This is a genomic window from Streptomyces sp. NPDC050504 (genome assembly GCF_044458065.1).
In the GTDB taxonomy this organism is placed as follows: Bacteria; Actinomycetota; Actinomycetes; order Streptomycetales; family Streptomycetaceae; genus Streptomyces.
Window position 1 is genome coordinate 505,480 of the sequence record NZ_JBITHO010000006.1, and the last position, 23,358, is coordinate 528,837.

The 23,358-nt window shown below is 73.5% G+C and carries 20 protein-coding genes; 8 read left to right on the plus strand and 12 right to left on the minus strand.

Annotation, left to right across the window (positions count from 1 at the left end):
• Positions 1-39: 39 nt before the first annotated feature.
• Entirely contained in the window at positions 40-1,530 is a 1,491-nt protein-coding gene (locus ACIBNE_RS24985) for a hypothetical protein (protein WP_399275082.1), read from the minus strand.
• A gap of 234 nt (positions 1,531-1,764) precedes the next feature.
• On the opposite strand from ACIBNE_RS24985, the gene ACIBNE_RS24990 reads away from it, so the two are divergent.
• From ACIBNE_RS24990 to ACIBNE_RS25000, 3 genes are all read left to right on the plus strand, one after another.
• Positions 1,765-2,889 (plus strand): aminoglycoside phosphotransferase family protein, encoded by a 1,125-nt coding sequence (locus tag ACIBNE_RS24990; RefSeq protein ID WP_399275084.1) that lies wholly within the window; start codon positions 1,765-1,767, stop codon positions 2,887-2,889.
• 228 nt (positions 2,890-3,117) lie between these two features.
• Positions 3,118-5,091 (plus strand): N-acetylmuramoyl-L-alanine amidase, encoded by a 1,974-nt coding sequence (locus ACIBNE_RS24995; RefSeq protein ID WP_399275086.1) that lies wholly within the window; start codon positions 3,118-3,120, stop codon positions 5,089-5,091.
• A gap of 156 nt (positions 5,092-5,247) precedes the next feature.
• Positions 5,248-7,443, plus strand: a complete 2,196-nt coding sequence (locus tag ACIBNE_RS25000; protein ID WP_399275088.1) for a germacradienol/geosmin synthase — start codon at positions 5,248-5,250, stop codon at positions 7,441-7,443.
• Positions 7,444-7,535: 92 nt separating this feature from the next.
• On the opposite strand, the gene ACIBNE_RS25005 is transcribed toward ACIBNE_RS25000, so the two are convergent.
• Positions 7,536-8,036, minus strand: a complete 501-nt coding sequence (locus ACIBNE_RS25005; RefSeq protein WP_399275090.1) for a hypothetical protein — start codon at positions 8,034-8,036, stop codon at positions 7,536-7,538.
• A 109-nt stretch (positions 8,037-8,145) separates the two neighbouring features.
• Complete coding sequence (locus tag ACIBNE_RS25010; RefSeq protein ID WP_399275092.1) at positions 8,146-8,742, minus strand: CGNR zinc finger domain-containing protein; 597 nt, start codon at positions 8,740-8,742, stop codon at positions 8,146-8,148.
• A gap of 69 nt (positions 8,743-8,811) precedes the next feature.
• Between ACIBNE_RS25010 and ACIBNE_RS25015 the strand changes: the two genes are divergently transcribed.
• Together ACIBNE_RS25015 and ACIBNE_RS25020 are read left to right on the plus strand one after the other, a co-directional pair.
• The gene (locus ACIBNE_RS25015; protein ID WP_399275094.1) at positions 8,812-9,204 is read left to right on the plus strand and encodes a PadR family transcriptional regulator; all 393 of its coding nucleotides are present in this window, start codon (positions 8,812-8,814) and stop codon (positions 9,202-9,204) included.
• Positions 9,201-9,785 carry a hypothetical protein gene (locus ACIBNE_RS25020; protein ID WP_399275096.1) on the plus strand — a complete coding sequence of 195 codons (585 nt, stop codon included), beginning with the start codon at positions 9,201-9,203 and terminating at the stop codon, positions 9,783-9,785. The genes ACIBNE_RS25015 and ACIBNE_RS25020 overlap by 4 nt, the downstream gene beginning before the upstream one ends.
• Here ACIBNE_RS25020 and ACIBNE_RS25025 read toward each other — a convergent pair.
• The 5 genes from ACIBNE_RS25025 to ACIBNE_RS25045 all read right to left on the minus strand — a co-directional run bounded on the left by ACIBNE_RS25025 (position 9,778) and on the right by ACIBNE_RS25045 (position 14,348).
• Positions 9,778-10,029, minus strand: a complete 252-nt coding sequence (locus tag ACIBNE_RS25025; protein ID WP_399275098.1) for a DUF397 domain-containing protein — start codon at positions 10,027-10,029, stop codon at positions 9,778-9,780. The two genes, ACIBNE_RS25020 and ACIBNE_RS25025, sit on opposite strands and share 8 nt — an antisense overlap.
• A gap of 114 nt (positions 10,030-10,143) precedes the next feature.
• The gene (locus ACIBNE_RS25030; RefSeq protein WP_399275431.1) at positions 10,144-11,295 is read right to left on the minus strand and encodes a thiolase domain-containing protein; all 1,152 of its coding nucleotides are present in this window, start codon (positions 11,293-11,295) and stop codon (positions 10,144-10,146) included.
• A 4-nt stretch (positions 11,296-11,299) separates the two neighbouring features.
• Positions 11,300-12,412: a thiolase domain-containing protein gene (locus ACIBNE_RS25035; RefSeq protein WP_399275100.1), complete on the minus strand. Its 1,113-nt coding sequence runs from the start codon at positions 12,410-12,412 to the stop codon at positions 11,300-11,302.
• Entirely contained in the window at positions 12,413-13,372 is a 960-nt protein-coding gene (locus ACIBNE_RS25040) for a Zn-ribbon domain-containing OB-fold protein (protein WP_399275102.1), read from the minus strand.
• Between the two features lie 163 nt (positions 13,373-13,535).
• Positions 13,536-14,348 (minus strand): crotonase/enoyl-CoA hydratase family protein, encoded by an 813-nt coding sequence (locus ACIBNE_RS25045; protein WP_399275103.1) that lies wholly within the window; start codon positions 14,346-14,348, stop codon positions 13,536-13,538.
• 170 nt (positions 14,349-14,518) lie between these two features.
• Between ACIBNE_RS25045 and ACIBNE_RS25050 the strand changes: the two genes are divergently transcribed.
• The gene (locus ACIBNE_RS25050) at positions 14,519-16,138 is read left to right on the plus strand and encodes an acyl-CoA synthetase (protein ID WP_399275105.1); all 1,620 of its coding nucleotides are present in this window, start codon (positions 14,519-14,521) and stop codon (positions 16,136-16,138) included.
• Between the two features lie 42 nt (positions 16,139-16,180).
• Entirely contained in the window at positions 16,181-16,588 is a 408-nt protein-coding gene (locus ACIBNE_RS25055) for a signal peptidase I (RefSeq protein ID WP_399275107.1), read from the plus strand.
• 8 nt (positions 16,589-16,596) lie between these two features.
• On the opposite strand, the gene ACIBNE_RS25060 is transcribed toward ACIBNE_RS25055, so the two are convergent.
• Positions 16,597-18,123 carry an alpha/beta fold hydrolase gene (locus tag ACIBNE_RS25060; RefSeq protein ID WP_399275109.1) on the minus strand — a complete coding sequence of 509 codons (1,527 nt, stop codon included), beginning with the start codon at positions 18,121-18,123 and terminating at the stop codon, positions 16,597-16,599.
• Between the two features lie 186 nt (positions 18,124-18,309).
• On the opposite strand from ACIBNE_RS25060, the gene paaK reads away from it, so the two are divergent.
• On the plus strand, positions 18,310-19,620 hold the full coding sequence (paaK, locus tag ACIBNE_RS25065; protein ID WP_399275111.1) for a phenylacetate--CoA ligase PaaK: 1,311 nt from the start codon (positions 18,310-18,312) through the stop codon (positions 19,618-19,620).
• Positions 19,621-19,635: 15 nt separating this feature from the next.
• Here the strand turns inward: paaK and ACIBNE_RS25070 are convergent, their stop codons facing one another.
• The 3 genes from ACIBNE_RS25070 to ACIBNE_RS25080 all read right to left on the minus strand — a co-directional run bounded on the left by ACIBNE_RS25070 (position 19,636) and on the right by ACIBNE_RS25080 (position 23,337).
• Positions 19,636-20,091 carry a (2Fe-2S)-binding protein gene (locus tag ACIBNE_RS25070; RefSeq protein ID WP_399275113.1) on the minus strand — a complete coding sequence of 152 codons (456 nt, stop codon included), beginning with the start codon at positions 20,089-20,091 and terminating at the stop codon, positions 19,636-19,638.
• A 43-nt stretch (positions 20,092-20,134) separates the two neighbouring features.
• A complete protein-coding gene (locus ACIBNE_RS25075; protein WP_399275114.1) occupies positions 20,135-22,345 on the minus strand; it encodes a molybdopterin cofactor-binding domain-containing protein in 2,211 nt (736 codons plus the stop codon).
• Positions 22,346-22,476: 131 nt separating this feature from the next.
• A complete protein-coding gene (locus ACIBNE_RS25080) occupies positions 22,477-23,337 on the minus strand; it encodes a maleylpyruvate isomerase N-terminal domain-containing protein (protein ID WP_399275116.1) in 861 nt (286 codons plus the stop codon).
• Between the last annotated feature and the right edge of the window lie 21 nt (positions 23,338-23,358).

Sequence of the window (23,358 nt, forward strand, 5' to 3'; positions counted from 1 at the left end):
TGGGTACGGGTCCTCGCGGCCCGCGGTGGGGACCCCCGCTCAGACCTGTGCGCTCCTGACCCGCTTCGTCTGCTTGGGCAGGGCGGTCTTCAGCTCCTCGCGCAGCTCCTGGATCTTCGCGTGCCCCGCGTACTGGCCCGTGAGCAGGTACATCTCCCACAGCCTGTCCCAGGTGCGGTGCGACGAAGTGCTGCCGATGGCTTCCAGTGCCTGCCTGGCGTAGCGTTCGGCCTGTTCCGGGTCGTCGGCGATGAAGCAGGCCGAGGCCAGCGAGATGTAGTCGAAGACCTTCGACCGCTGGTGGCCGGACTTGCGCAGTTCGAGCGCCAGTTTGGCGTGCCGCTGCGCCCCGCTCGCCGCCGACGGGTCGTGGTCGGCGAGGGTCCGGAAGGCCAGCGCCTGCATGCCGTGCAGGTCGGCCTCGTCGAACATCTGCATCCAGCTGGGCGGCGGCACGTCGCTGCGGTCCGAGACGAACAGTTCCTCCGCCTCGCCGAGCGTGCGGCGCATCGCCTGGCCGTGGCCCATCGACGCCTGCGCCCACGCCTCGATGGTGTGCAGCATGGCGCGGGTGCGCGGCAGCGCCTCTTCGCCCGAGCCCGACTTGGCGAGCTTCATCAGGTCCAGCGCTTCGTCCGGCCGGCCCAGGTGGACCATCTGCCGGGCGGCCCGGGAGAGCGCCTCGCCCGCCCGGGGCCGGTCGCCGCCCTCGCGCGCCGCGTGGGCGGCGATCACGAAGTACTTCTGGGCGGTCGGTTCGAGGCCGACGTCGTGGGACATCCAGCCCGCCAGGACGGCGAGGTTGGCCGCGACGCCCCACAGGCGCCGCTGGAGGGGATCGGGGTGGCGGTAGGAGAGCATGCCGCCCACCTCGTTGAGCTGGCCGACGACCGCCTTGCGCTGGAGTCCGCCGCCCCGGTTGGCGTCCCAGGCGCGGAACACCTCGACCGAGCGCTCCAGCGCCTCGATCTCCTCGTATCCGATGGGAGCGGCCTCGTAGCGGTCGAACCCGGCGGGATCGGCCTTCAGCGGATCGTCGAAGCGGGGAGCGTCGGTCGAGAGAGCGGGGTCGGTGTGCAGCCAGTCGTGCATGGCGCTGCTGAGAGCGGTGCCTGCGGCGAGCGCGGCGCCCGCGCCCACCAGGCCGCGTCGGTTGAGCATGAGGTCCATTCCCGTGAATTCGGTGAGGACCGCCGCCGTTCGCTCGGGCGCCCACGGGATGCCGTCGGGGGTGTCGTCCGTTCCTGAACCCCGTCGTCTTCCAGCGCGCCCGTGCCGTACGAAACCGAGGTCCTCGATGGTCACGACACGGCCGAGTCGCTCGGTGAACAGGGCTGCCAGCACTTTGGGCACGGGATCGCGCGGGGCCTCCCCCTTGTCGATCCAACGCCGCACCCGCGAGGTGTCGGTCGCCAGTTGGGGGTGGCCCATGGCCGCCGCCTTCCGGTTCACGAGCCTCGCGAGCTCGCCCTTCGACCAGCCGGCCAGGCCGAACAGGTCGTTCAGGCGGGTGTTGGGTTCTCCGGTCACGTCAAGCCCCCAGGGTTCTCGGCTGACTTGACAGTAGCCCCCTGTCAGATGCGGCGGGACTATTCGCCAGGGTTCGCCAGGGTGCGCCAGATGGTCTGCCACCCGCGGCCGGGTGTCAGGTAAGAAGGCGCCACCCCGGCCCGGCAGTCGGTCTTCATTCCCCAGGGTGTCGGTCGGCTTCCGGTCCGGGTGGCGCACGTAAATCGTCGGACCACGAAGGGATCTGTCTCGCCCATGTACACAGCATCGTCCTCCGTGTCCGCCCCACCTCAGCCCCGGCGACCGGTAGCGGTCGGCGGACCGTACCTGGACCCCACGCAGGCCGGCCCGAACCGGCGGGCCGCGGGGCGGGTCGCCGGACCGCTCAGCGGGAGACTCGACTTGTCTGGCGCTCAGGGCGCGCAGTTGCGGAAGGCCATCACCGCCGTGCACCGCATCTGCCCGGAGTTCAACCCGGTGCAGGTGATGCGGCGCAGCGGCCGCTCCGTCCTGCTCGTCGGCACGACCGGGCGCACGAACGCCGTCGCCAAGTGTTTACTCGACCACTCCCCCGCCTGGGCGGAGCGCTTCCGCCACGAAATAGCGACGTACCGCGCCTTCGTCCGGCACCGTCCACCCGTGCGGGTGCCGCGGCTCATCGCCGCGGATCCTGACAACTGCACGCTGGTGATAGAGCGGATGCCGGGCCGGGTGGCGGCCCTGACGCGGCACCTGGCCGAGGCTCCGCCCCGTGCCGACGTCCGGGCCGCCCTCGGCGCGGTCGCCCGGCTGAACGAGTGGCGTCCGCCCACGGAGCTGTTCGGCAACAGGCCCCAGATCGACTACGCGAGCCGCATCTCGCGCTTCCACGAGCTGGGCCTCTTCACGGACCGCGACCTGGGCGACCTCCAGAAGCTTCTGCACGGGCTCGCACATGCCAGTGGCAGGGGCGGTGGCATCTGGCAGTTCTGTCACGGCGACGCGCTGCTCTCCAACATGCTGCTGTCCCCGACCGGCCCCGTGCTGGTCGACTGGGAGCACGCGGGCTGGTACCTGCCGGGCTACGACCTGGCGACGCTCTGGACGGTGCTCGGCGACGCGCCCGAGGCGAGGCGGCACATCAGCCAGGTCGCGCAGGCGGCGGGCCCGGCCGCGCAGGACGCCTTCCTGGTGAACCTGATGCTCGTGCTGACGCGGGAGATCAGGACGTACGAGACGGCCGTGCAGCGCACCATGCGCGAGGCGCCGTCCGTCGGCGGCGCGGCCGAGCGCCCCGGCGCGGCGCCCACGGGCGAGGAACAGCGGCTGCTGCTCAGGCGGCTGCACGACGACTGCGCGCTGGCACGGCGGGCCGTGCGCGCTGCGGTCGGCACTCGCTGACCGATGTGAAAAAAGGGGGATGCGCGCTGCGCGCCCAGTGCCGACGCACTGGACGCGCAGCGCGCTGTCGCGTCCGCCGCCCCCGGCCTGCCTCCGGCTCCCACCGCACCCGCGCCGACGTGCGGGATTCATCCGAAAATCCTTTCGGTGAAGGGTAATTGACGGATCGTTCGGAAGTGGATACCCCTAGACGGGCCCCTTCCGCTCCACCCGTCACTGGAGGCCGCATTGCAAGGTTCCGCCCTTCTCAGCCCAAGAGCCCTCGGTGCCCTGGCGTCGGCCGCACTGCTGCTGCCACTGGTCCCCGGCGCCACCGCGGCGCCCGCCACAGCCGCCCCCACCGCCGCCGCGCACGCCCCCTCCGCCGCGCTCCAGCGGGCCTTCGCGGCGGCGTCCGCCGAGTACGACGTGCCGCAGAGCGTGCTGCTCGGCGTCTCGTACCTCCAGTCGCGCTGGGACGCCCACGCGGGCGCGCCCAGCGTCACCGGCGGCTACGGCCCCATGCACCTCACCGACGCCGCCGGGGCCGTCGCCGACGCCCACCACCACTCCCACGGCACCGAGGACGCCCGCGGCGACGCCTCCCGCGCCGCCCGGACCCCCGCCCCCGAGCCCGCGCCCCCGAGGCCGGACCAGCTCCCGGAGCGGCTGCGCACCCTGTCGCGGGCCGCCGCGCTCTCCGGCCTGTCCCCCGAGCGGCTGCGCCGGGATCCCGCGGCCAACGTCCGCGGCGGCGCCGCCCTGCTCGCCGCGGCCCAGCGCGGTCTGGGGCTGCCCGCGAGCGCCGACCCGGCCGACTGGTACGGCGCCGTCGCCCGCTACTCGGGCGCCGACGACGCCGGGACCGCCGCCACCTACGCCGACGACGTGTACGAGGTGATCCGCGCGGGCGAGCGCCGCACCACGGACAGCGGCCAGCGCGTCACGCTGCCCGCCGACGCCTCGCTCGTGCCCGACCGGAGCCGGCTCGGGGGGCTCGGCCTGCGGGCCGCGGACACCGGGCGGACCGAGTGCCCGAAGTCCGTGGCGTGCGAGTGGATCCCGGCGCCGTACGAGGAGTTCGGCGAGGACGACTACGGCAACCACGACAAGGCGGACCGGCCGGACAGCCAGTCGATCGACTACATCGTCGTCCACGACACCGAGGGGTACTGGGACACCGCGCTCAAGCTGGTGCAGGACCCGACGTACGTCTCCTGGCAGTACACGCTGCGCGCGTCCGACGGGCACGTGGCGCAGCACCTGAGGCTCAAGGACGTCGGCTGGCACGCCGGGAACTGGTACGTCAACGCCAAGTCGGTCGGGCTGGAGCACGAGGGCTTCCTGACCAACCCCGACGCCTGGTACACCGAGGCGATGTACCGCAGCTCGGCCCGCCTGGTGCGCTACTTGGCGAAGCGGTACGACGTCCCGCTGGACCGCCAGCACGTCATCGGCCACGACAACGTGCCGGGCACCACGCCCGCCTCGATCCCCGGCATGCACACCGACCCGGGCCCGTACTGGGACTGGGCGCACTACTTCACGCTCCTGGGCAAGCCGTTCACCCGCACCGCGGGCCCCGGCTCCGCCGTCGTGACGATCCGCCCGGACTACGCGAAGCACCGGCCCCTCTACACCGGCTGCGTCAAGGCGGGCGAGCCGTGCGCGCCGCACGGCTCGGGCGCCGTACGGCTGCACACCGCGCCGGCCGACGACGCCCCGCTGGTCAAGGACATCGGGCTGCGGCCCGGCGGCCAGGACTCCACGACGGGCGTGAACGACACCGGCGCCCGCGCGTCGACCGGCCAGCAGTACGCGGTCGCGGAGCGGCGGGGCGAGTGGACGGCGATCTGGTACCTCGGGCAGAAGGTGTGGTTCCACAACCCGCGCGAGCAGCCGACGGCCGTGGAGTCCAAGGGCCCGCTGGTGACCCCGAGGGCGGGGCTCACCGAGGTCCCGGTGTACGGCAGGGCCTACCCGGAGAAGGAGGCGTACCCGGCGTCGGTGCCCGTGCAGGCGGTGGTTCCGCTGCCGTACAAGCTGCTCGCCGACCAGAAGTACGTGACGGGCGGGCGGACGCCCGGCGAGTACTACTACTCGCCGACGTTCGACACGGCCGGGCACACGGTGGTGCGCGGCAAGGAGGTCTACTACGAAATCCAGTTCGGGCATCGGATCGCCTTCGTGAAGGCCGCCGACGTGCGCGTGACGAAGCGCTAGAAGCCGCCTGACCAGCCGCGACGGAGAACCGGGCGCCATCGGCCGCAGGGGCCGATGGCGCCCGTTCGTATGACTAATCCACATGGCGTGTAGGCCGTACGGGCGACGGGTAGAGCTGCGCCGCATCCGCACCCGATCAAGGAAGGCCGCGACTCCATGGCCCAGCCCTTCACCCTGCCGGATTTCTACGTGCCCTACCCGGCCCGGCTCAATCCCCACGTCGAGGCCGCGCGCGCCCACACCAAACAGTGGGCGCGGCGGATGGAGATGCTGGAGGGTTCGGGCGTCTGGGAGGAGAGCGACCTCGACGCGCACGACTACGCGCTGCTGTGCGCGTACACCCACCCCGAGTGCTCGGAGGAGGTGCTGTCGCTGATCACCGACTGGTACGTGTGGGTCTTCTTCTTCGACGACCACTTCCTGGAGACCTTCAAGCGCAGCCTCGACCGGGCGGGCGGCAAGGAGTACCTCGACCGGCTGCCGGCCTTCATGCCGATGGACCTCGCCGAAGGGACGCCCGAGCCGGAAAATCCGGTGGAGGCGGGGCTGGCCGACCTGTGGCGGCGCACGGTGCCCGCGATGTCGCAGGCGTGGCGGGCGCGGTTCGCGGAGAACACCCGGCACCTGCTCAACGAGTCCCTGTGGGAACTGTCCAACATGGACGAGGGCCGCATCGCCAACCCCGTCGAGTACATCGAGATGCGCCGCAAGGTCGGCGGGGCCCCCTGGTCCGCCGGGCTCGTGGAGTTCGCGGCGGACGCCGAGATCCCCGACCGGGTGGCCCGCTCGCGCCCGCTGGGCGTGCTGCGGGACGCCTTCTCGGACGCCGTGCACCTGCGCAACGACCTCTTCTCGTACCAGCGCGAGGTCGAGGAGGAGCAGGAGAACAGCAACGGCGTGCTCGTCATGGAGCGCTTCCTGGGCTGTACGACCCAGGAGGCGGCCGAGAGCGTCAACGACCTGCTCACCTCGCGGCTCCAGCAGTTCGAGCACACCGCGCTCACCGAGATCGGCCCGCTCTGCGCCGAAAAGGGCCTGACCGCGCGGGAGACCGCGGCCGTCCTCGCGTACGCCAAGGGCCTCCAGGACTGGCAGTCCGGCGGCCACGAGTGGCACATGCGCTCCAGCCGGTACATGAACGGCGGCGGGGTCGCCGCCGGTCCGTCGGACACGCCGCTCGCGACGGCCGCCGGGTCGATCCGCTTCACCGGGCGCGCCGAGGCCGCGCGGCTGCGCTCGCACCGGCACGTGCCGTTCCAGCACGTCGGCCCTTCGCTGCTGCCGGAGTTCAGCCTGCCCTACGCGGTCTCGCTGAGCCCGCACCTGGCGGGCGCCCGCGAGCGGAACATCGCCTGGGCGCACCGCATGGGCATCCTCGGACCCCAGCCGGGCCGCCCCGACTCGCACGTGTGGGACGAGCGCAGGGCCCGCAACATCGACCTGCCGCTCTGCGCCGCGGGGATCGCCCCGGCCGCGACCCGGGACGAGCTGGACCTCGCGTCGAACTGGCTGACCTGGGGCACCTACGGCGACGACCTCTACCCGGTGCTCTACGGCAGGAACCGCGACCTGGCGGGCGCGCACGCGGCCAACGAGCGGCTGCGCACGTTCCTGCCGCTGGCGGGCGAGCCCGTGCCCGAGCCCGTCGACGCGATGGAGCGGGGCCTCGCCGACCTCTGGCGGCGCACGGCGGGGCCGATGGACGAGCGCTCGCGCCGGGTGTTCCGCAAGTCCGTCGAGGACATGCTGGACAGCTGGCTGTGGGAGCTCGCCAACCAGCTGCAAAACCGTATCCCCGACCCGGTGGACTACCTGGAGATGCGGCGCTGGACCTTCGGCTCCGACCTGACGCTGCGGCTCGCCCGGCTCTCCAAGGGCGAGACGGTGCCCGTCGAGGTGTACGAGAGCGGGCCGATCCGTTCGCTGGAGAACGCGGCGATCGACTACGGGATGCTGATCAACGACGTCTTCTCGTACCAGAAGGAGATCGAGTACGAGGGCGAGGTGCACAACCTGGTCCTGGTCACGCAGCGCTTCTTCGACATCGACTACCCGACGGCCCTGCGGCTGGTCCACGACCTGATGGAGGGCCGCCTCGCGCAGTTCCACCACGTGATCGACGTCGAACTCCCGGTGCTCTACGCCGACTTCCAGCTGGACGAGGCGACCAGGAAGGCCGTCGACGACTACGTGGACGACCTGCGGAACTGGATGGCCGCGGTCCTCAACTGGCACCGCGGCTGCGTCCGTTACTCCCAGGAGCACCTGCGCTCGGGGTCGGGCGGCGCGCCCTGGCACCTCGGCGGCCCCAAGGGCCTCGGGACGTCAGCGGCCCGCGTGCTGCTCGGGTAGCGGCGGCGCGGCGGGGTGCGCGAAAGCCCGGCCCTCCACGTGGAAGGGGCCGGGCTCGTGGATGTACGGGCGGCGGGCCGGGTCCGCGGGGCTCAGCCCTGCTGGAACAGCTCCGCGGGCAGCGGCTTGAGCAGCGCGTACAGGTCGTCCGTGATCGGCCGGTCCCAGCTGGCGATGGTCACCAGGACGTTGTCGCTGCGGTCGAACTGCACGCAGGAGATCCGGCTCTCGGAGAGCTTGACGCGGCGCACGATCAGGAGGTTGTCGCCCTGCATGACCGGGACGTCCTCGGTCGAGACGACCTTGACCTCCTCGTCGTTCTCCAGCGCCAGCAGCAGCTGCGCCACCTCGAAGGGGACCTCGCCCTCGGGCAGCTCGCGGGCGGGCGAGCCCTCGGGGAGGTTGCCGATCACCATCGCGGGGCCGCGGCCGCCGAAGAGGTCGTAGCGGAGGAAGACACCCTGGCAGCTGCCGTCGGGGGCGGGCAGCAGACCGGCGCCGAGGTTGCCGGGCCAGTCGCCCGGGTCCATGGCCAGGACGTCGAAGTCCGGGCCCGCGGGTGTGGCGGAGCTGCGGCGGCGGAGGAAGGACATGCCGCAATGGTACGTGCACCGGGGCGTGCCCCGTCGCGCCCCCTCGACGCCCCCGGCGGCCCCGCACCGGCCCCCGCCCGGGGCCGGGCACGGGGCCGGGCACGGGCTCTCAGGCGCCGCTCGCCGCCGCGTGCCGTTCGTGGTGGCGGGCCACCCTCGCGCGGTTGCCGCAGGAGGGCTTGCACCACGCCTGGCGCGGGTGCTCCTTCAGGAAGTACCGCACGCAGCGGGGCGCGTGGCAGGCCCGCAGCCGCTCGCGGTCCGGGCCGGTGAGGAAGGCGACCGCGGCCCGGCCGAGCGCCGCGACCAGCGCGTCCTCGGGGCCCGGCGCGCCCACCGGGCTGACGGTCGCGACGGGGTCAGCGCCCTCGGGCCAGCCGAGCCTGGGGACGGCGGGGACCCGGGCGGCGGCCGCGTTGACCAGCCGCACGGCCTCGTCGAGCGGGAGCAGCCGGCGCGCGTCGGCCGGGCTGGGGGCGTCGGGCCGCACGGCGTGGGCGAAGAGCGCGCGGACGGCGGCGCGCAGCGCCCGTACCTCCTCGCAGGTCTCCGCGTCCGGGGTGAAGGCCACGACGCCGAGGTCGGCGGCCCGCTCGCGCACCCAGGCGCGCAGCCCGTCCCGGTCCGCGAGGTCGTCGGCGACGCCGCCGTGTCCGTCGTGGCGGACGGTGAGGGCGAGGTCGAGTACGAGGGTCTGTGCGGCCATGGGCCTACGGTAACGCGCCGCCCCGCACTGTCTTGCGGCACAAGACAGTGCACCACTACCTTGTACCGCATGACAAAGGAGCTGCCGGGCGCCGGCGACCAGCGGCACAGCCAGCTCCTGCGCGGCGTGCTCGACCTGTGCCTGCTCGCGCTCGTCGCCGAGCGCCCCAGGTACGGCTACGAGTGCGTGGAGGCGCTGGGCGGGCACGGCCTCGACCTCGTCAGCGAGGGCAGCATCTACCCGCTGCTCGCGCGGATGGAGCGGGCCGGTCTGGTCGAGGGCTTCCGGGCCCCGTCCGCCAGCGGCGGGCCGCCGCGCAAGTACTACCGCCTGACCCCAGCGGGGCACGCCGAGCTGACCACCGGCCGCGCCGCCTGGGACACCTTCAGGGCGGCGGTCTGCCGCACCCTGGCCGACCGCGCGTCCGCGCCGACGACCGACGACGGGGAACACAGCGCATGACGAACGAGCACGTCCTGGCGGTCTGCCGCAGCAACTGGGAGTACCGCGGCCTCGACGACCGGGCGGTCGCCGAGATGATCGCCGAACTGTCCGCGCACCTGGAGGACGCGGCGGCGGCCGGACGCACGCCGAGGGACGTGGTCGGCCCCGATCCCAGGGCGTTCGCCGCTTCGTGGGCGCGGGCCCGCCGGTCGCTGCCCCGCAGGGCGCTGCGGACCGCCTCGCTCGCCACGACGGTCCTCGGCGTGCTGCTGCTCGCCTCGCACGCGCTCAGGTGGACGCCGACGCTGCCGGTCGAGCCGGGCCGCGTGGCGTTCTTCGGCGTGCTGGCCGCGGTCACGGTGGGCTGGGAGCTGCGCCGCGGCAGCCTCGGCCTCGGCAGGAGCTGGCTGGTGGCACTGCTGGCCGGCGCGCCCGCGATGGCCCTGACCGACTGGCTCGCGGGCGACGGACCGCTGTTCCGGCTGCCCCTGTGGGGCACGCTGCTGATGCTGCTGCCCGGCGTTCCGTTCGCCGTGGCGGACGTCCGCGGCAGGAGGGCGGCAGCCCCGTCGCCCCCGACCGCACCGCCCGCTACGTGAGGTCAAACTCTCCGTCGCGGGCGTTCAGCACGAACGCCCGCCACTCGGCGGGGCTGAAGATCAGCGAAGGGCTCTCGGGCCTGCCGCTGTTGCGCATCGCTATGAATCCCTCGACGAAGGCGATCTGGACGTCGCCCGCTCCCTGACTGCCCGATTTCCACTCGGCGTCGCTGAGATCGAGGTCCGGCTTGATCCAGCCCGTGAACAGGTGCTGGGCGGTGGAGGTGATGGTGCTGTCTGACACGTCCGTGCTCCTCCCGGTTGCGTCGTCCCGGGCCTCAGACTAGCGATCGTCCCCGGCCCCGGACAGGTCGCGGGGGACTACGGTCCCCGATGGGGGCAGCGGGAACTCCGATCCTCACCCCGGCGGCGGCTCCGCGCCCACCAGCCACATCGCGAAGAACTGCGAGCCGCCCCCGTAGGCGTGCCCCAACGCCCGCCGCGCTCCGTCCACTTGGTGCTCGCCCGCGCGGCCCCGCACCTGGAGCGCCGCCTCCGCGAAGCGGATCATGCCCGAGGCCCCGATGGGGTTGGTGGACAGGACGCCGCCCGAGGGGTTGACCGGCAGGTCGCCGTCCAGTTCCGTGACGCCGGACTCGGTGAGCTTCCAGCCCTCGCCCTCCGCGCAGAAGCCCAGGTTCTCCAGCCACATCGGCTCGTACCAGGAGAACGGCACGTACATCTCGACCGCGTCGATCTCGCGCCGCGGGTCGGTGACGCCCGCCTGGCGGTAGACGTCGGCCGCGCAGTCGCGGCCCGCGCGCGGGGAGACGAAGTCCTTGCCCGCGTAGAGCGTCGGCTCGCTGCGCATCGCGCCGCCGTGCATCCAGGCGGGCGGGTACGGGGCGCGCGCGGCGCCCGCGCGGTCGGTGAGGACCATGGCGCAGGCGCCGTCCGACGAGGGGCAGGTCTCGGAGTAGCGGACCGGGTCCCAGAGCATCGGGGACGCCTGCACCTTCTCCAGCGTGAGGTCCTTCTCGTGGAGGTGGGCGTAGGGGTTCTTCAGGGCGTTGCGCCGGTCCTTGTACGCGACGAGCGAGCCGATCGCGTCGGGGGCGCCGCTCCTGCGCACGTACGCCCTGATGTGCGGCGCGAAGAAGCCGCCCGCGCCGGCCAGCAGCGGCTGCTGGAAGGGCACCGGGAGGGAGAGCCCCCACATGGCGTTGGACTCGGACTGCTTCTCGAACGCGAGCGTGAGGACGGTGCGGTGGACGCGCGCGGCCACGAGGTTGGACGCGACGAGGGCCGTGGAGCCGCCCACCGAGCCCGCGGTGTGGACGCGCAGCATCGGCTTGCCGACCGCGCCGAGCGCGTCGGCGAGGTACAGCTCGGGCATCATCACGCCCTCGAAGAAGTCCGGCGCCTTGCCGATGACGACGGCGTCGATGTCGGACCAGGTCAACTCGGCGTCTTCGAGGGCGCGCAGGGCGGCCTCGCGGACCAGTCCCGCGATCGACACGTCGCGGCGCGCCGCGACGTGCCGGGTCTGCCCTATGCCGACGATCGCCACCGGTTCAGCCACGGGGGTCTCCTTCCAGGACGGCCACGAGGTTCTGCTGGAGGCAGGGGCCTGACGTGGCGTGGGCGACGGCCCGTGCGGACTCGCCGCGCTGGATGCGGGCGGCGGCCTCGCCGAGCCTGATCAGCCCGGCGGCCATCAGCGGGTTCGCGGCGAGCGCGCCGCCCGAGGGGTTGACGGCCACCTCGTCGCCCAGCCGCAGCGCCCCGCGCAGGACGATCTCCTGCGCGGTGAAGGGGGCGTGCAACTCGGCCGTGTCGACCGGCCGTTCGAAGAGCCCGGCACGCTCGGCCGCGAGGCGCGCGGAGGGCGATTCGGTGAGGTCGCGCACGCCCAGGGAGTGCGCCTCGATGCGGTGGTCCATGCCCCGGATCCACGCGGGGCGCTCGCACAGCTCGCGGGCGCGGTCGCCCGCGGCGAGGACCACGGCCGCCGCGCCGTCCGACACGGGCGGGCAGTCGCCGGTGCGCAGCGGGCGCACCAGGTACTCGCCGTGCGGGCGGGCGCCGCGCAGTTGGGCGTGCGGATTGGCGTCCGCCGCCGCGCGGTTGCGCGCGGCGACCGCGGCGAGCGCGGGCTCGTCGGCGCGGCCCGCGTCGATGAGGGCCTGCGCCTGGAGCGCGGCCAGGGCGACGGAGTCGGGCCACAGCGGCGCGAGGTAGTACGGGTCCAGCTGCCGGGTCAGTACGGCGCGCAGGTCGCCGGGCGAGGACTTGCCGTACGCGTAGACGAGCGCGGTGTCCGCCTGGCCCGTCAGCAGTTTCACCCACGCCTCGTACAGCGCCCACGCCCCGTCCGTCTCCACGTGCGACTCGGAGATCGGCGGATGGGCGCCGACGCCGTCGAGGGCCATGGTGAAGGAGAAGGCGCGGCCCGCGAGGTAGTCGGACGATCCCGAGCAGGTGAAGCCGATGTCGGCGGCCTTCAGTCCGGTGGCGCCCAGGACTTCGTGGAGCACCGGCATCAGCATCTCGACCTCGGACAGCTCGTCCGAGCGCCGGCGGTGGTCGGACTGGGCGAACGCGACGATCGCGATGTCGCGCGCGTTGCCGTGGTCCGTGCCGTGCGCCTTGTCGTGTGCCTTGCCGTGTTCCTTGTCGCGTGTCATTCAGACCAGCCCCTTGTACGTGTCGTACGCGGCGTCGGGCTCGCCCGTCGGCCGGTAGTGGTCGGGGTGGCGCACGCCCTCGCGCCACACCGGCTCCACGCGCAGGCCCATCCGGACCTGGTCGTAGGGGATGCCGGAGATGCGGCCGTGCAGGGGGAGGTCGGCGCCGTCGAGGGCGATGTGGGCGTAGACGTAGGGCACTTCGATGTCGAGGTTGGCCGCTTTGATGTTGACCACGCAGTACGTGGTGACGGTGCCGCGCGGGCCGACCTCCACCCGGTCCGTGGTGGCGACCCCGCAGGTCGGGCAGGCGCCCCGGGGAGGCACGTACACCTTGCGGCAGTCGGGGCAGCGCTCGCCCACGGTGCGGTGCTCGGCGAGGGCGGCGAGGTGGGCGGACTGGGCGCGGCCGGGGGTGTAGGTGTAGTCGAGGCGGGCGGGAGCGGTGATGCCGGTGACGGGGTCGGCGAACTGCCCGTCGTGCGGGCGCGGTTCGCGGTGGCCTTCGCTCTCGTGCGGCTCGAAGCACGCGATGTCCGTGATGGCGCCGGTCCGTGTCGCGGCCCAGCGGACCCGGACGCGCATCCCGCTGCGCACGGCGTCGGGGCCCGGCGCGTCGAGGGCGTGCAGCAGGGCGGTGTCGGCGCCGTCGAGGCGGACGAGGACCCAGGCGAAGGGGGTGGCGAGCGGCTGGACGGGGGTGGGGGCGGGGTTCCAGGCCCAGGTGGTGACGGTGCCGGTGGGGGCGACCTCGACGAGGTCGCGCAGTTCGTCGGCGGTGCCGGGGTCGTACTCGACGGGCGGGACGAGGACGCGCCCGTCGGCGGTGCGGACGCCGAGGAGGGTGCGCTCGCGGAGGCCGGTGAGGAAGGCGGACTGGACGGGGCCGAGGGAGCGGGTGAAGGGGAACTCGACGGTGAGGGGGGCGCGGAGGGTTTCGGGGGTGGGAGTGGTTGGCATGCGGGCTCCTTGAGGGGAGGGTCGGGTGGGTGGCGGGTACAGGGCGGGATGACGGGCCCGTTCGGCACAGGCGCGCCCCGATAGGGGCGCGGGGAACCGCGCGAGGGTGGGGCAGCTGCCGCGCGTACCCGCCCCGGGCAACGGCGCCCCGGGCAACGCCCCTTCACTCGCGCCGGTACACCGCCTCCCGCCCCTCCGTGAACGCCCGCGCCCCCTCCTTCGCGTCCGCCGTGTCGAAGACCGGCCACCCCCGCTTCAGCTCCGCCGCCAGCCCCGCCTCCTCCGTCATCTCCGCCGTCTCGTAGACCGACGCCTTCACCGCCTCCACGGCCAGCGGCCCGCACGCGTTGATCCGCTCCGCGACGGCGAGCGCCTCGTCCAGCGCCGTACCGCTGGGGACGACCCGCCCGATCAGCCCGATCGCCGCCGCCTCCGCCGCGCTGTAGGGGCGCCCGCTCAGCAGCATCTCCAGCGCGTGCGTGCGCGGGATCTGCCGGGGCAGCCGCACCGTGGACCCGCCGATCGGGAACAGCCCCCTTCTCACCTCGAAGAGCCCGAACGTGGCGCCCTCGCCCGCGACCCGGATGTCGGTGCCCTGGAGGATCTCCGTGCCGCCCGCGACGCAGTACCCCTCGACCGCCGCGATCACCGGTTTGCGGGGCCTGTGGTGGCGCAGCATCGCCTTCCAGTGCAGATCGGGGTCGGCCTTCATGCGGTCCCGGTACGCGTCGCCCGCCGCGCTCCCCGTCCCCCGCTCCCCCGCGAGGGCCTTGAGGTCCATTCCCGCGCAGAAGTCGCCGCCCGCCCCGGTGAGCACCACGGAGCGGATCGCGTCGTCCGCGTCGGCGGCGAGCCAGCCGTCGTACAGCCCGACGAGCATGGGCAGCGAGAGCGCGTTCTTCGCCTCGGGCCTGTTGAGGGTGAGCACGAGCGTGGCGCCTTCGCGCCGGGTACTGAGGTGTTCCGTACCGCTCATGGCGTTTCCTTCTCCCGTCTCGGATGCGAGAACAGGTTGCAGGAGGCTCCGATCCAGTTCAATAGTTTTCTGACACTCAGTCAGTTTTCTTCTGTGCGTGCCCTTCCCACTTGTGGGTGCCTCTGCTCTGATGACGGCCACACGCGATGGCGCCGGGGTCAGGAGGAGCGGTGGAGTACAACCTTGCCGACCTGTTCGAGTCGGTCGTGGACGTGGCCGCGGACCGCGAGGCCCTGGTGTACGTCGACCATCCCGGTACGGGCGCGGAGCGCCGCCTGACCTACGCGCGGCTCGACGCGGCGGCCAACCGCATCGCCCACCACCTGATCGACGCGGGCCTGGAGCCGGGCGAGCACCTGGGGCTGCACCTCTACAACGGGGTGGAGTACCTCCAGACGGTACTGGCCTGCCTCAAGGCGCGGATCGTTCCGGTGAACGTCAATTACCGTTACGTGGAAGAGGAGTTGGTCTACCTCTACCGGGACGCCGACCTCGCCGCGCTGGTCTTCGACGCGGAGTTCACCGAGCGGGTGGCGGCAGCGGCGCCGCGGACGCCGAAGCTCCGGCACGTGCTGCGGGTGGGCGCCCCGCCCGTGGACGGACCCGCGCTCGCCTGCGTGGAGTTCGCGGACGCCGAGGCGGCAGGATCACCCGAGCGCGGCTTCGGGCCGCGCTCGGGCGACGACCTGTTCATCATCTACACGGGCGGCACGACCGGCATGCCCAAGGGCGTGATGTGGCGTCAGGAGGACCTGTTCTTCGCGGGGTTGTTCGGCGGCGACCCGTCGGGCGAGCCGGTCAAGCGCCCCGAGGAACTGGCCGAGCGGGTCGCCGCGGGCGGCGCCGGGCTCACGTTCTTCCCCGCGCCGCCGCTGATGCACGGCACCTCCACGCTCACCACCTTCATCGCCTTCCACTACGGCCAGCGGGTCGCCCTCCACCGCAAGTACGTGCCCGAAGAGGTGTTGCGCACCATCGAGAAGGAGAAGGTCTCCAGCGTGTCGCTGGTGGGCGACGCGATGCTGCGCCCCCTGATCGACGCGCTGAGCGGACCGCTGCGCGGCACCGACCTGTCCTCGCTGTTCAGCCTCTCCTCGTCCGGGGCGATCATGTCGGACACCGTCGCGGAACAGCTGCGGCGGCTCATGCCGCACGTGCTGCTGCTCAACAACTTCGGCTCGACGGAGTCCGGCTCCAACGGCCGGGCCACCGACGACTCGGGCCCCGCGAAGGGCTTCCGCCTGGAGGTCAACGACGTGACGTGCGTGGTCGATCCGGCCACCCGCGAACCGGTCCCGGTCGGCGTGCCGGGGCGGCTCGCGCAGCGCGGGCACGTACCCCTCGGCTACTACAACGACCCGGCGAAGACCGCCGAGACCTTCTTCCGGAAGGGCAACGAGCGGTGGGTGCTGCTCGGCGACATGGCGACGGTCGACGAGCAGGGCATCGTCACGGTGCTGGGGCGCGGTTCGCAGTGCATCAACACCGGTGGCGAGAAGGTGTATCCGGAGGAGGTCGAGCAGGCGCTCAAGGCCCACCCCGACGTGTACGACGCGCTGGTCACCGGGGTCCCCGACGAGAAGTGGGGCAACCGGGTGGCCGCCGTGGTCCAGCTCAGGGAGGGCGCGGCGGGCGGCCTGGACCTGGCGGCGGTGCAGGCGCACTGCCGGACGCGGCTCGCCGGGTACAAGGTGCCGCGCACGGTGGTGTTCACCGAGCGGATCCAGCGCTCCCCGAGCGGCAAGGCGGACTACCGCTGGGCGAAGGAGGTCGCGGCGGCGGACCGGTAGCGCGCCGCCCACCGCCCCGTACGCCGGTGTTAGCGTCCCGCCATGACCGACCGCACCAGCAGTGACAGCAGCGTGTACGTGGGCAACGCGGGCAAGGACGCCGCGCTGGACCGGGGCTGGCTCCTCGGACACTTCAAGGATCCGGGCGACCCGCGCCACAGCGAGGACGTGGAGATCAAGTGGGGCGTCCACCCGGCGGGCGACGCACGCGCCCAGTGGGTGCGGGGCGAGGACCGGACGGCGCTGCTGGTGCTGATCAGCGGGCGCTTCCGGATCGAGCTTCCGGGCCGCAGCGTGCTCCTGGCCGAGCAGGGCGACTACGTGCTGTGGGGGCGCGGCGTCGACCACTCGTGGCGCGCCGAGGAGGAGTCGGTCGTCCTGACCGTGCGCTGGCCGTCCGTACCGGGGTACGCGGCCGCGCACGACGAACCGGACCCCGGCGCGCGGTAGTGGAGCGGCTACGCCTCCAGGAACTCCCGTACCACCGCGAGGAATTCATCGGGGCGCCCCGCGTGGACGAGGTGCCCCGCCTCGACGGTCACCAGTCGCCCGTCGGGTGCCTGCTCGGCGAGCCAGGCCAGTTGCTCCTGCGAGAAGGGGCTCTGCGAACCGCCCGCGACGACCAGCGTCGGCGCCGCCAGCGTCTTCACCCCTTCGCGCCAGGCCGGATCGGGCGCGTTCAGCTGGGCGTTGACCGCCGGTACCAGCGACCAGTCGAAGTCCAGCGGCTCGTCGGGACGTTCGACGGGGCCGCGCGGCGGGTCGAGCGGGAAGAACGCCGTGCCCTCCTCGTTCACGAGCCGCCCCACCAGCTCAGGCGCGTCCTGGGCGAGCAGCAGGGCCGCGACGCCTCCCATGGAGTGGCCGATCAGGTCCGCGCCGCGCAGGTCGAGTGCGGTGAAGAGGGCGCGGACGTCGTCGCGGAACACCTCGAAGGAGTACGTGCCGGGCCAGTCGCTCAGCCCGTGGCCGCGCAGGTCGAGCGCGTACACCCGGTGCGTGGTGGCGAGGTCGGCGGCGACCTCGGCCCACTCCCGGCTGCTGCCGCACCTGCCGTGGACCAGCACCAGGGGCGGCGCCGTCTCCTCGCCCCAGGTGCGGTACGCGAGGCGGGTGCCGTCCGGTGCCGTGACGGTGGAGACCTCCGGGTCCAGGAAGGCGGCGACGGCACGGGCGAAGGCGCCGGGGTCGTCCACCCACGGGTAGTGTCCGGCCCCCGCCTGGACGACCAGTTCACCGGCCGGGAACAGCGCCGCGAGTTCGGCGGCCCGCCTGGGGGTGGGGCCCGAGTCGTGCGAGCCCGCGAGGACCAGGACGGGCGCGGTGAACCCGGCGAGCGCGGCGCGGGTGGCGTCCGGCGCGTAGGCGCCCTCGCCGTGGAAGGCGGGCAGCGCGTCCCAGTTGGTTTCGGCGTCGCCGGCCTGGGCGTGGGCGCGGGCGGCGTCGTCCCAGCGTCCGTAGGCGAGCGGCGCCGCGGCGGCCATCACCTCGCGGGCCGACGCGTCCTCGGGGAGCGCGCCGAGGGCGGCGCGCACGTGGGGGTACCATTCCTGGTCCGCGTGGACCGTGGCCGCCTCGTCCCACTCCTCGTCGGTGATCTCGATGCCGACGGCCCGCACTCCGGGCGTGACCAGCACGAGCGAGGAGACCCGCGCCGGGTGGGCGGCGGCGTACAGCGCGGCGAGGTTTCCGCTCGCGGAGTGGCCGAGCAGGTCCATGCGCTCAAGGCCCAGGTGCGCGCGCAGCGCCTCGACGTCGGCGACGTGCCGGTCGCAGCGGTAGGTGGCGGGGTCGGCCGGGGCGGCGGAGGCGCCCGTGCCGCGCAGGTCGAGCGCGACGAGCTGCCGGTGCGCGGCGAGTCCGCCGAGGTCGCCCAGGTAGGAGGAGGCCCGCAGGGGGCCGCCGGGGAGGCAGATCAGCGGTTCTCCCTCGCCCGTGGTGTGGTAGGTCAGCTCTGTGCCGTCGTACGAGGTGAAGGTGCCCATGCGGGGGATCCTGACCCGGCCGGACGATCATGGCAACGGATTTCCCCGAGAGCCGCACGCCGCGCGGCGGCGGCCGCCGCCGCAAGCCTTGACGGCTGCCGGGTCGCCCTGAATTACTGGCCCCGAAGAGTTCGACCGAATGATCGGTCGCCCGTTTGGGGCGGAGATAGGACGGGAGCGGCCCGTATGACACCGACGTCAGCCACGCCACCCTCGCTGGACCCTGCGGAAGAGATGGGCCTTCCCGAGCTGCGGGAGCTCCAGCTGGAGCGGCTGCGGGCCACCCTCCGCCACGCGTACGACCGCGTCGGCCACTACCGCGCGGCCTTCGACGCGGCGGGGGTGCACCCGGACGACTGCCGCTCGCTCGCGGACCTCGCCCGCTTCCCCTTCACCACCAAGGCGGACCTCCGCGAGAACTACCCCTTCGGGATGTTCGCCGTCGAGCGGGGCGAGGTGCGCCGCATCCACGCCTCCAGCGGCACGACGGGCCGCCCGACGGTCGTCGGCTACACCGAGCGGGACATCTCGAACTGGGCCGACGTGGTGGCCCGTTCGATCCGCGCGGCGGGCGGCAGGCCGGGCGACCGCATCCACGTGGCGTACGGCTACGGGCTGTTCACCGGCGGGCTCGGGGCGCACTACGGGGCCGAGCGCCTGGGCTGCACGGTGATCCCGGCCTCCGGCGGCATGACCGCCCGTCAGGTACAGCTCATCCAGGACTTCGAGCCCGAGATCATCATGGTCACGCCCTCGTACATGCTGACGCTGCTCGACGAGTTCGAGCGCCAGGGCGTCGATCCCCGCACGACGTCGCTGCGGACGGGCGTCTTCGGCGCGGAGCCGTGGACGGAGGCGATGCGCGGCGAGATCGAGGAGCGGTTCGGCATCGACGCCGTCGACATATACGGGCTCTCGGAGGTGATGGGCCCCGGGGTCGCGCAGGAGTGCGTGGAGACCAAGGACGGGCTGCACGTCTGGGAGGACCACTTCTACCCGGAGGTCGTCGACCCGTTCACGGGCGAGGTGCTCCCCGACGGCGAGCCGGGCGAACTGGTCTTCACCTCCCTCACCAAGGAGGCGATGCCGGTGGTCCGCTACCGCACCCGCGACCTCACCCGGCTGCTGCCGGGGACGGCCAGGCCCGCGTTCCGCCGCATGGAGAAGGTCACGGGCCGCAGCGACGACATGATCATCCTGCGCGGGGTGAACCTCTTCCCGACCGCGATCGAGGAGATCGTGGTCCGCACCCCGCACGTGGCGCCCCACTTCCAGCTGCGCCTGACCCGCGAGGGCCGGCTGGACGCGCTCACGGTCAGGGCGGAGGCCCGCGCCGGGGCGACGCCCGAGCAGCGCGCGGCCGCCGGGGCGTCGATCGCGGCGGCCGTGAAGGAGGGCGTCGGGGTGTCGGTGCGGGTCGAGGTGGTGGACCCGGAGACGCTGGAGCGCTCGGTCGGCAAGATCAAGCGCATCGTGGACCTGCGGGAGCCGAAGTAGCGGGCGCGGCGGCCGTCACATCCGGGCGGCCGCCGCCTTGACGGCCTCGCGGATGCGGAAGTACGTACCGCAGCGGCACACGTTGGCGATCTCGTCGATCTCCGCGTCCGTGGGGTTCTTCGTGCGCTTCAGCAGGGCCACCGCCGCCATGATCTGGCCCGGCTGGCAGAAGCCGCACTGGGCGACGTCCTGCTCCAGCCACGCCTCCTGCACGGGGTGCAGCCGCTCGCCGTCCGCGAGCCCCTCGATCGTGGTGACCTCCTTGCCCGCCGCGTCCGCGACCGGCACGACGCACGGGTTCACCGCCTCGCCGTCCAGGTGGCTGGTGCACGCCTTGCAGACGTCGATGCCGCAGCCGTACTTCGGGCCGCGGACGCCGAGCAGGTCGCGCAGCACCCACAACAGGGGCAGGTCGGCCGGGGCTTCGACCGTGACGGACTCGCCGTTCACGGTGAAGGTGTGCTGGGGCACGGGTGGGGCTCCTCGGGAAGGTCGGACCGGGCGGGAACTGAGGTCAGCGGGGGAAGGGCTCGAAGTCGACGTCGAAGCGGATCGGGAAGGACCGTGCGCGCTTGCCCGTCGCGCGGGCGTACGCGTTGGCGACCGCCGCCGAGGCCGCGGGGACGCCCAGTTCGCCGACCCCGCCGGGCTCGCCGTTCGCGGGCATCACGTGGACGCGCACGTCCGGCGGGGTGTCCGCCTGGCGGGCGTAGTGGAACTGGGAGTAGCTGCCTTCCAGCGGCAGCCCCCGGTCGATGTGCAGCCCCGCCTTGAGGGTGGTGGCGATCGCGTCGGTCAGCCCGCCGAGCATCTGCGCCTCCACCCCGCGCGGGTTGACGGCCCTGCCGACGTCGACCGCGATCACCGCCCGGGTCACCCGGGGCGCGTCCGGGTCGCGGGCGTCCAGCTCCACCAGGCAGGCGGTGCACGAGCGGTACTCCTCGTGGAACGCGATGCCCTGAGCCACGCCCCTGGGCAGCGCCCTGCCCCAACTCCCCATCGAGAGCGCCGCGTCCAGCACCGCGCGCTGCCGCGCCGAACCGAGCTTGGCGCGCCGGAACTCCGCCGGGTCCCGGCCCAGGCGCTCGGCGATCTCGTCCACGAACATCTCCTCGGCCGCCCGCGCGGGACCCGAGTACACCCCGCGCCACGACCCGGTGTGCAGCTTCAGCGGCAGCTCGCCCAGCGTCTGGACGGTCACCCCGAGGTCGTACGGGGAGCGCACCGTGAGCCCGAACAGCACCTGTCCGAACGCGCCGTTGATCGGCGGCAGATGGGTGGCTCCGGCCGTCAGCGCGTCGCCGAGGCCGTGCTTGAAGTCGGTCTCCACGCACGCCATGCGGTGCTCGAAGCCGAGGACGGCCCCGGCCGCGTGCGTCGCCCGCAGCCGGTGGTAGGTCGGCGGCCGCATCCTGCCGTGCCGCATGTCGTCGACGCGCGACCACATGAGCCGTACGGGCCGCCCGACGGCCTTCGACACCTGCGCGGCCTCCACCGCCGCGTCGAAGAAGAGCCGCCGCCCGAAGGAGCCGCCCGCCTGGACGACGTGGAGTTCGACGGCGGCCTGGGGCAGGCCGATCGCGGCGGCGACCGCGCCCCTGGCCGCGTTCGGCGCCTGGGTGCCGGTCCACACGGTGGCGCGGTCGGCCCTGACGTCGGCGACGGCGCTGTTGGTCTCCAGCGGGGCGTGGCTGACGGGCGCGAAGTCGAACTCCCCGTCGACGTGCTGGACGAGCAGCGGCGGCAGGAAGGGCGGCGCGATCGACCGCAGCCGCCGCTTGATATCGGCGTCGGACACGTCGTCGACGGGTCCCGGACCCCACTCGACCTCCAGCGCCTCCTTGCCCGCCAGGGCCTGCCCGAAGGTCTCGGCGACGACCGCGACCCCGGTCGGGATCGCCGTGACGCCCAGGACGCCCGGCATGGCCGCGACCTCATCGGCGTTCAGGACGCGGCGCACCGTGCCGCCCACGGTCGGCGGGCGGCGCACCATGGCGGGCTTGGCGCCGGGCACGTCGAGGTCGAGGGTGTAGCGCTGTGCGCCCGTGACCATGGCGCGGGCGTCGATGCGGCTGGTGGGGGCGCCGACCAGGCGGTGTTCTGCGGCCGGTTTGGGCGTGGCGCCCAGGAGCGCGGGGGCGGTGGCTGCGGCCTTCGCGGCGAGGGATGCGTACGTCGCCGTGCGGCCGTCGGGGGCGCGGACGACGCCGTCGCGGGTGGTGACCTCACCGGCCCGGACGCCCCACTGGCGGGCGGCGGCACGGGCGAGGCTCAGCCGGGCCGCCGCGGCGACGTCGCGGACGGGGCCGTAGAGCGAGCGGATGGAGTTGGAGCTGCCGGTGAGCTGGTTGAACAGCAGCTCGGGGCGGGCGCCGTCCAGTGACACCCGTACCTTCTCCAGCGGCAGGTCGAGCTCCTCGGCGACCAGCATGGCGACCGCGGTGGTCAGCCCCTGTCCGACCTCGGCCCTGGGCAGTCGGAAGTGCGCCTCGCCGTCCTCGGTGACGGTGAGCACGAGCAGGTGGGAGGTGGGGAGTCCGGCGACGATCAGCACGTCCCCGAGGTCGGGCAGCAGATCGGGGAGCAGGGCGGCGGGCGCGGCCTCGGGCGCGGCGCCCGGCACGGCCGCTTCCGCGGCGTCCCCGGTGCCCGCCCCGAGGGCCACGGTCAGCGTCGGCGCGGCGACGAGGTAGGTGAGGAGGGTACGCCTGTCCAGCTCCGCCATCGGGTGCAGCGCTCCATGTTCCATGGGCCCGGGTGGGCCTGAACCGTCATCAGGGGTCGAGAGATTACCGAACGGTAGCCGAGGCTCCGCGCACGGGGACCGATTCAAGACATCAGAGGGACGAGGGGGTTTCAGGGGGTGGCGACGAGTCGGCCGAGGCGCGCGGCCAGCCACGGTCTGCGGCCGCCCGCCCGCATCCCGCCGCTCGCGACCGCCTTCCAGATCGGCATGCGCCGGAAGGAGACGAGCAGGAACGGCACGGGGGCGGCCGTGATCCGGCAGTCGTAGGGGCGCGGCGGGGCGTCGCGGGTCACCGTCATCGTGCCGTCGTCGACGACGGCCGCCAGCCTGGGCCCGCCCTTGACCACGAGGTCGAAGGCGATACTCACGCCCTTCGCCCTCCGCTCGTTCAGGGCGAGCGCCATCGTCGTCGGCATCGTCTGCCCGACCACCAGCCTCGCCTCGTCCTGGCCGATCGGCCAGGGCAGCCGGGCGCCGCGCGCCATGTCCAGGCCGTGCACCAGGCTCTCGCCGAGCAGCAGGCCGGTCGCCGTCGCGACGGTGGGCCTCGCCTCCTCGCCGAACCAGGGCAGGGCGACGGGCGCGTCGTGGGCGAGCCCTTCGGTGGCCCCCAGGAACGCCTCGCCCTGTTCGGCGACCGACTCCCCCAGGCGGGCGCGGTCCTCGCCGCCGAAGAGGCCGATGGACACCGCGTTCATCGCCGCGATCCGCTCCGCGAGCGGCACGTCGCCGTCCGGCAGGAGCGCGGCGAAGTCCACGGCCCCGTCGGCGGCGACGGCCGAGCCGTATCCGAGGTACGCGGCCGCGAGGTGCGAGCCGACGTCGCCCACCGTCCAAGTGGGCAGGCCCGATGCCGCGTCGAGGTCGGGGACTTCGTCGAGCAGCCGGGCCGCGCGCGCCACGGCGGCCGCGAGCGCGGCCCGGGTCTCGCGGTGCTCGGCGGCGGGATCGAAGGTCGCTGCGGTGCCCATGCGGTTCCCCCAACTCGTGGA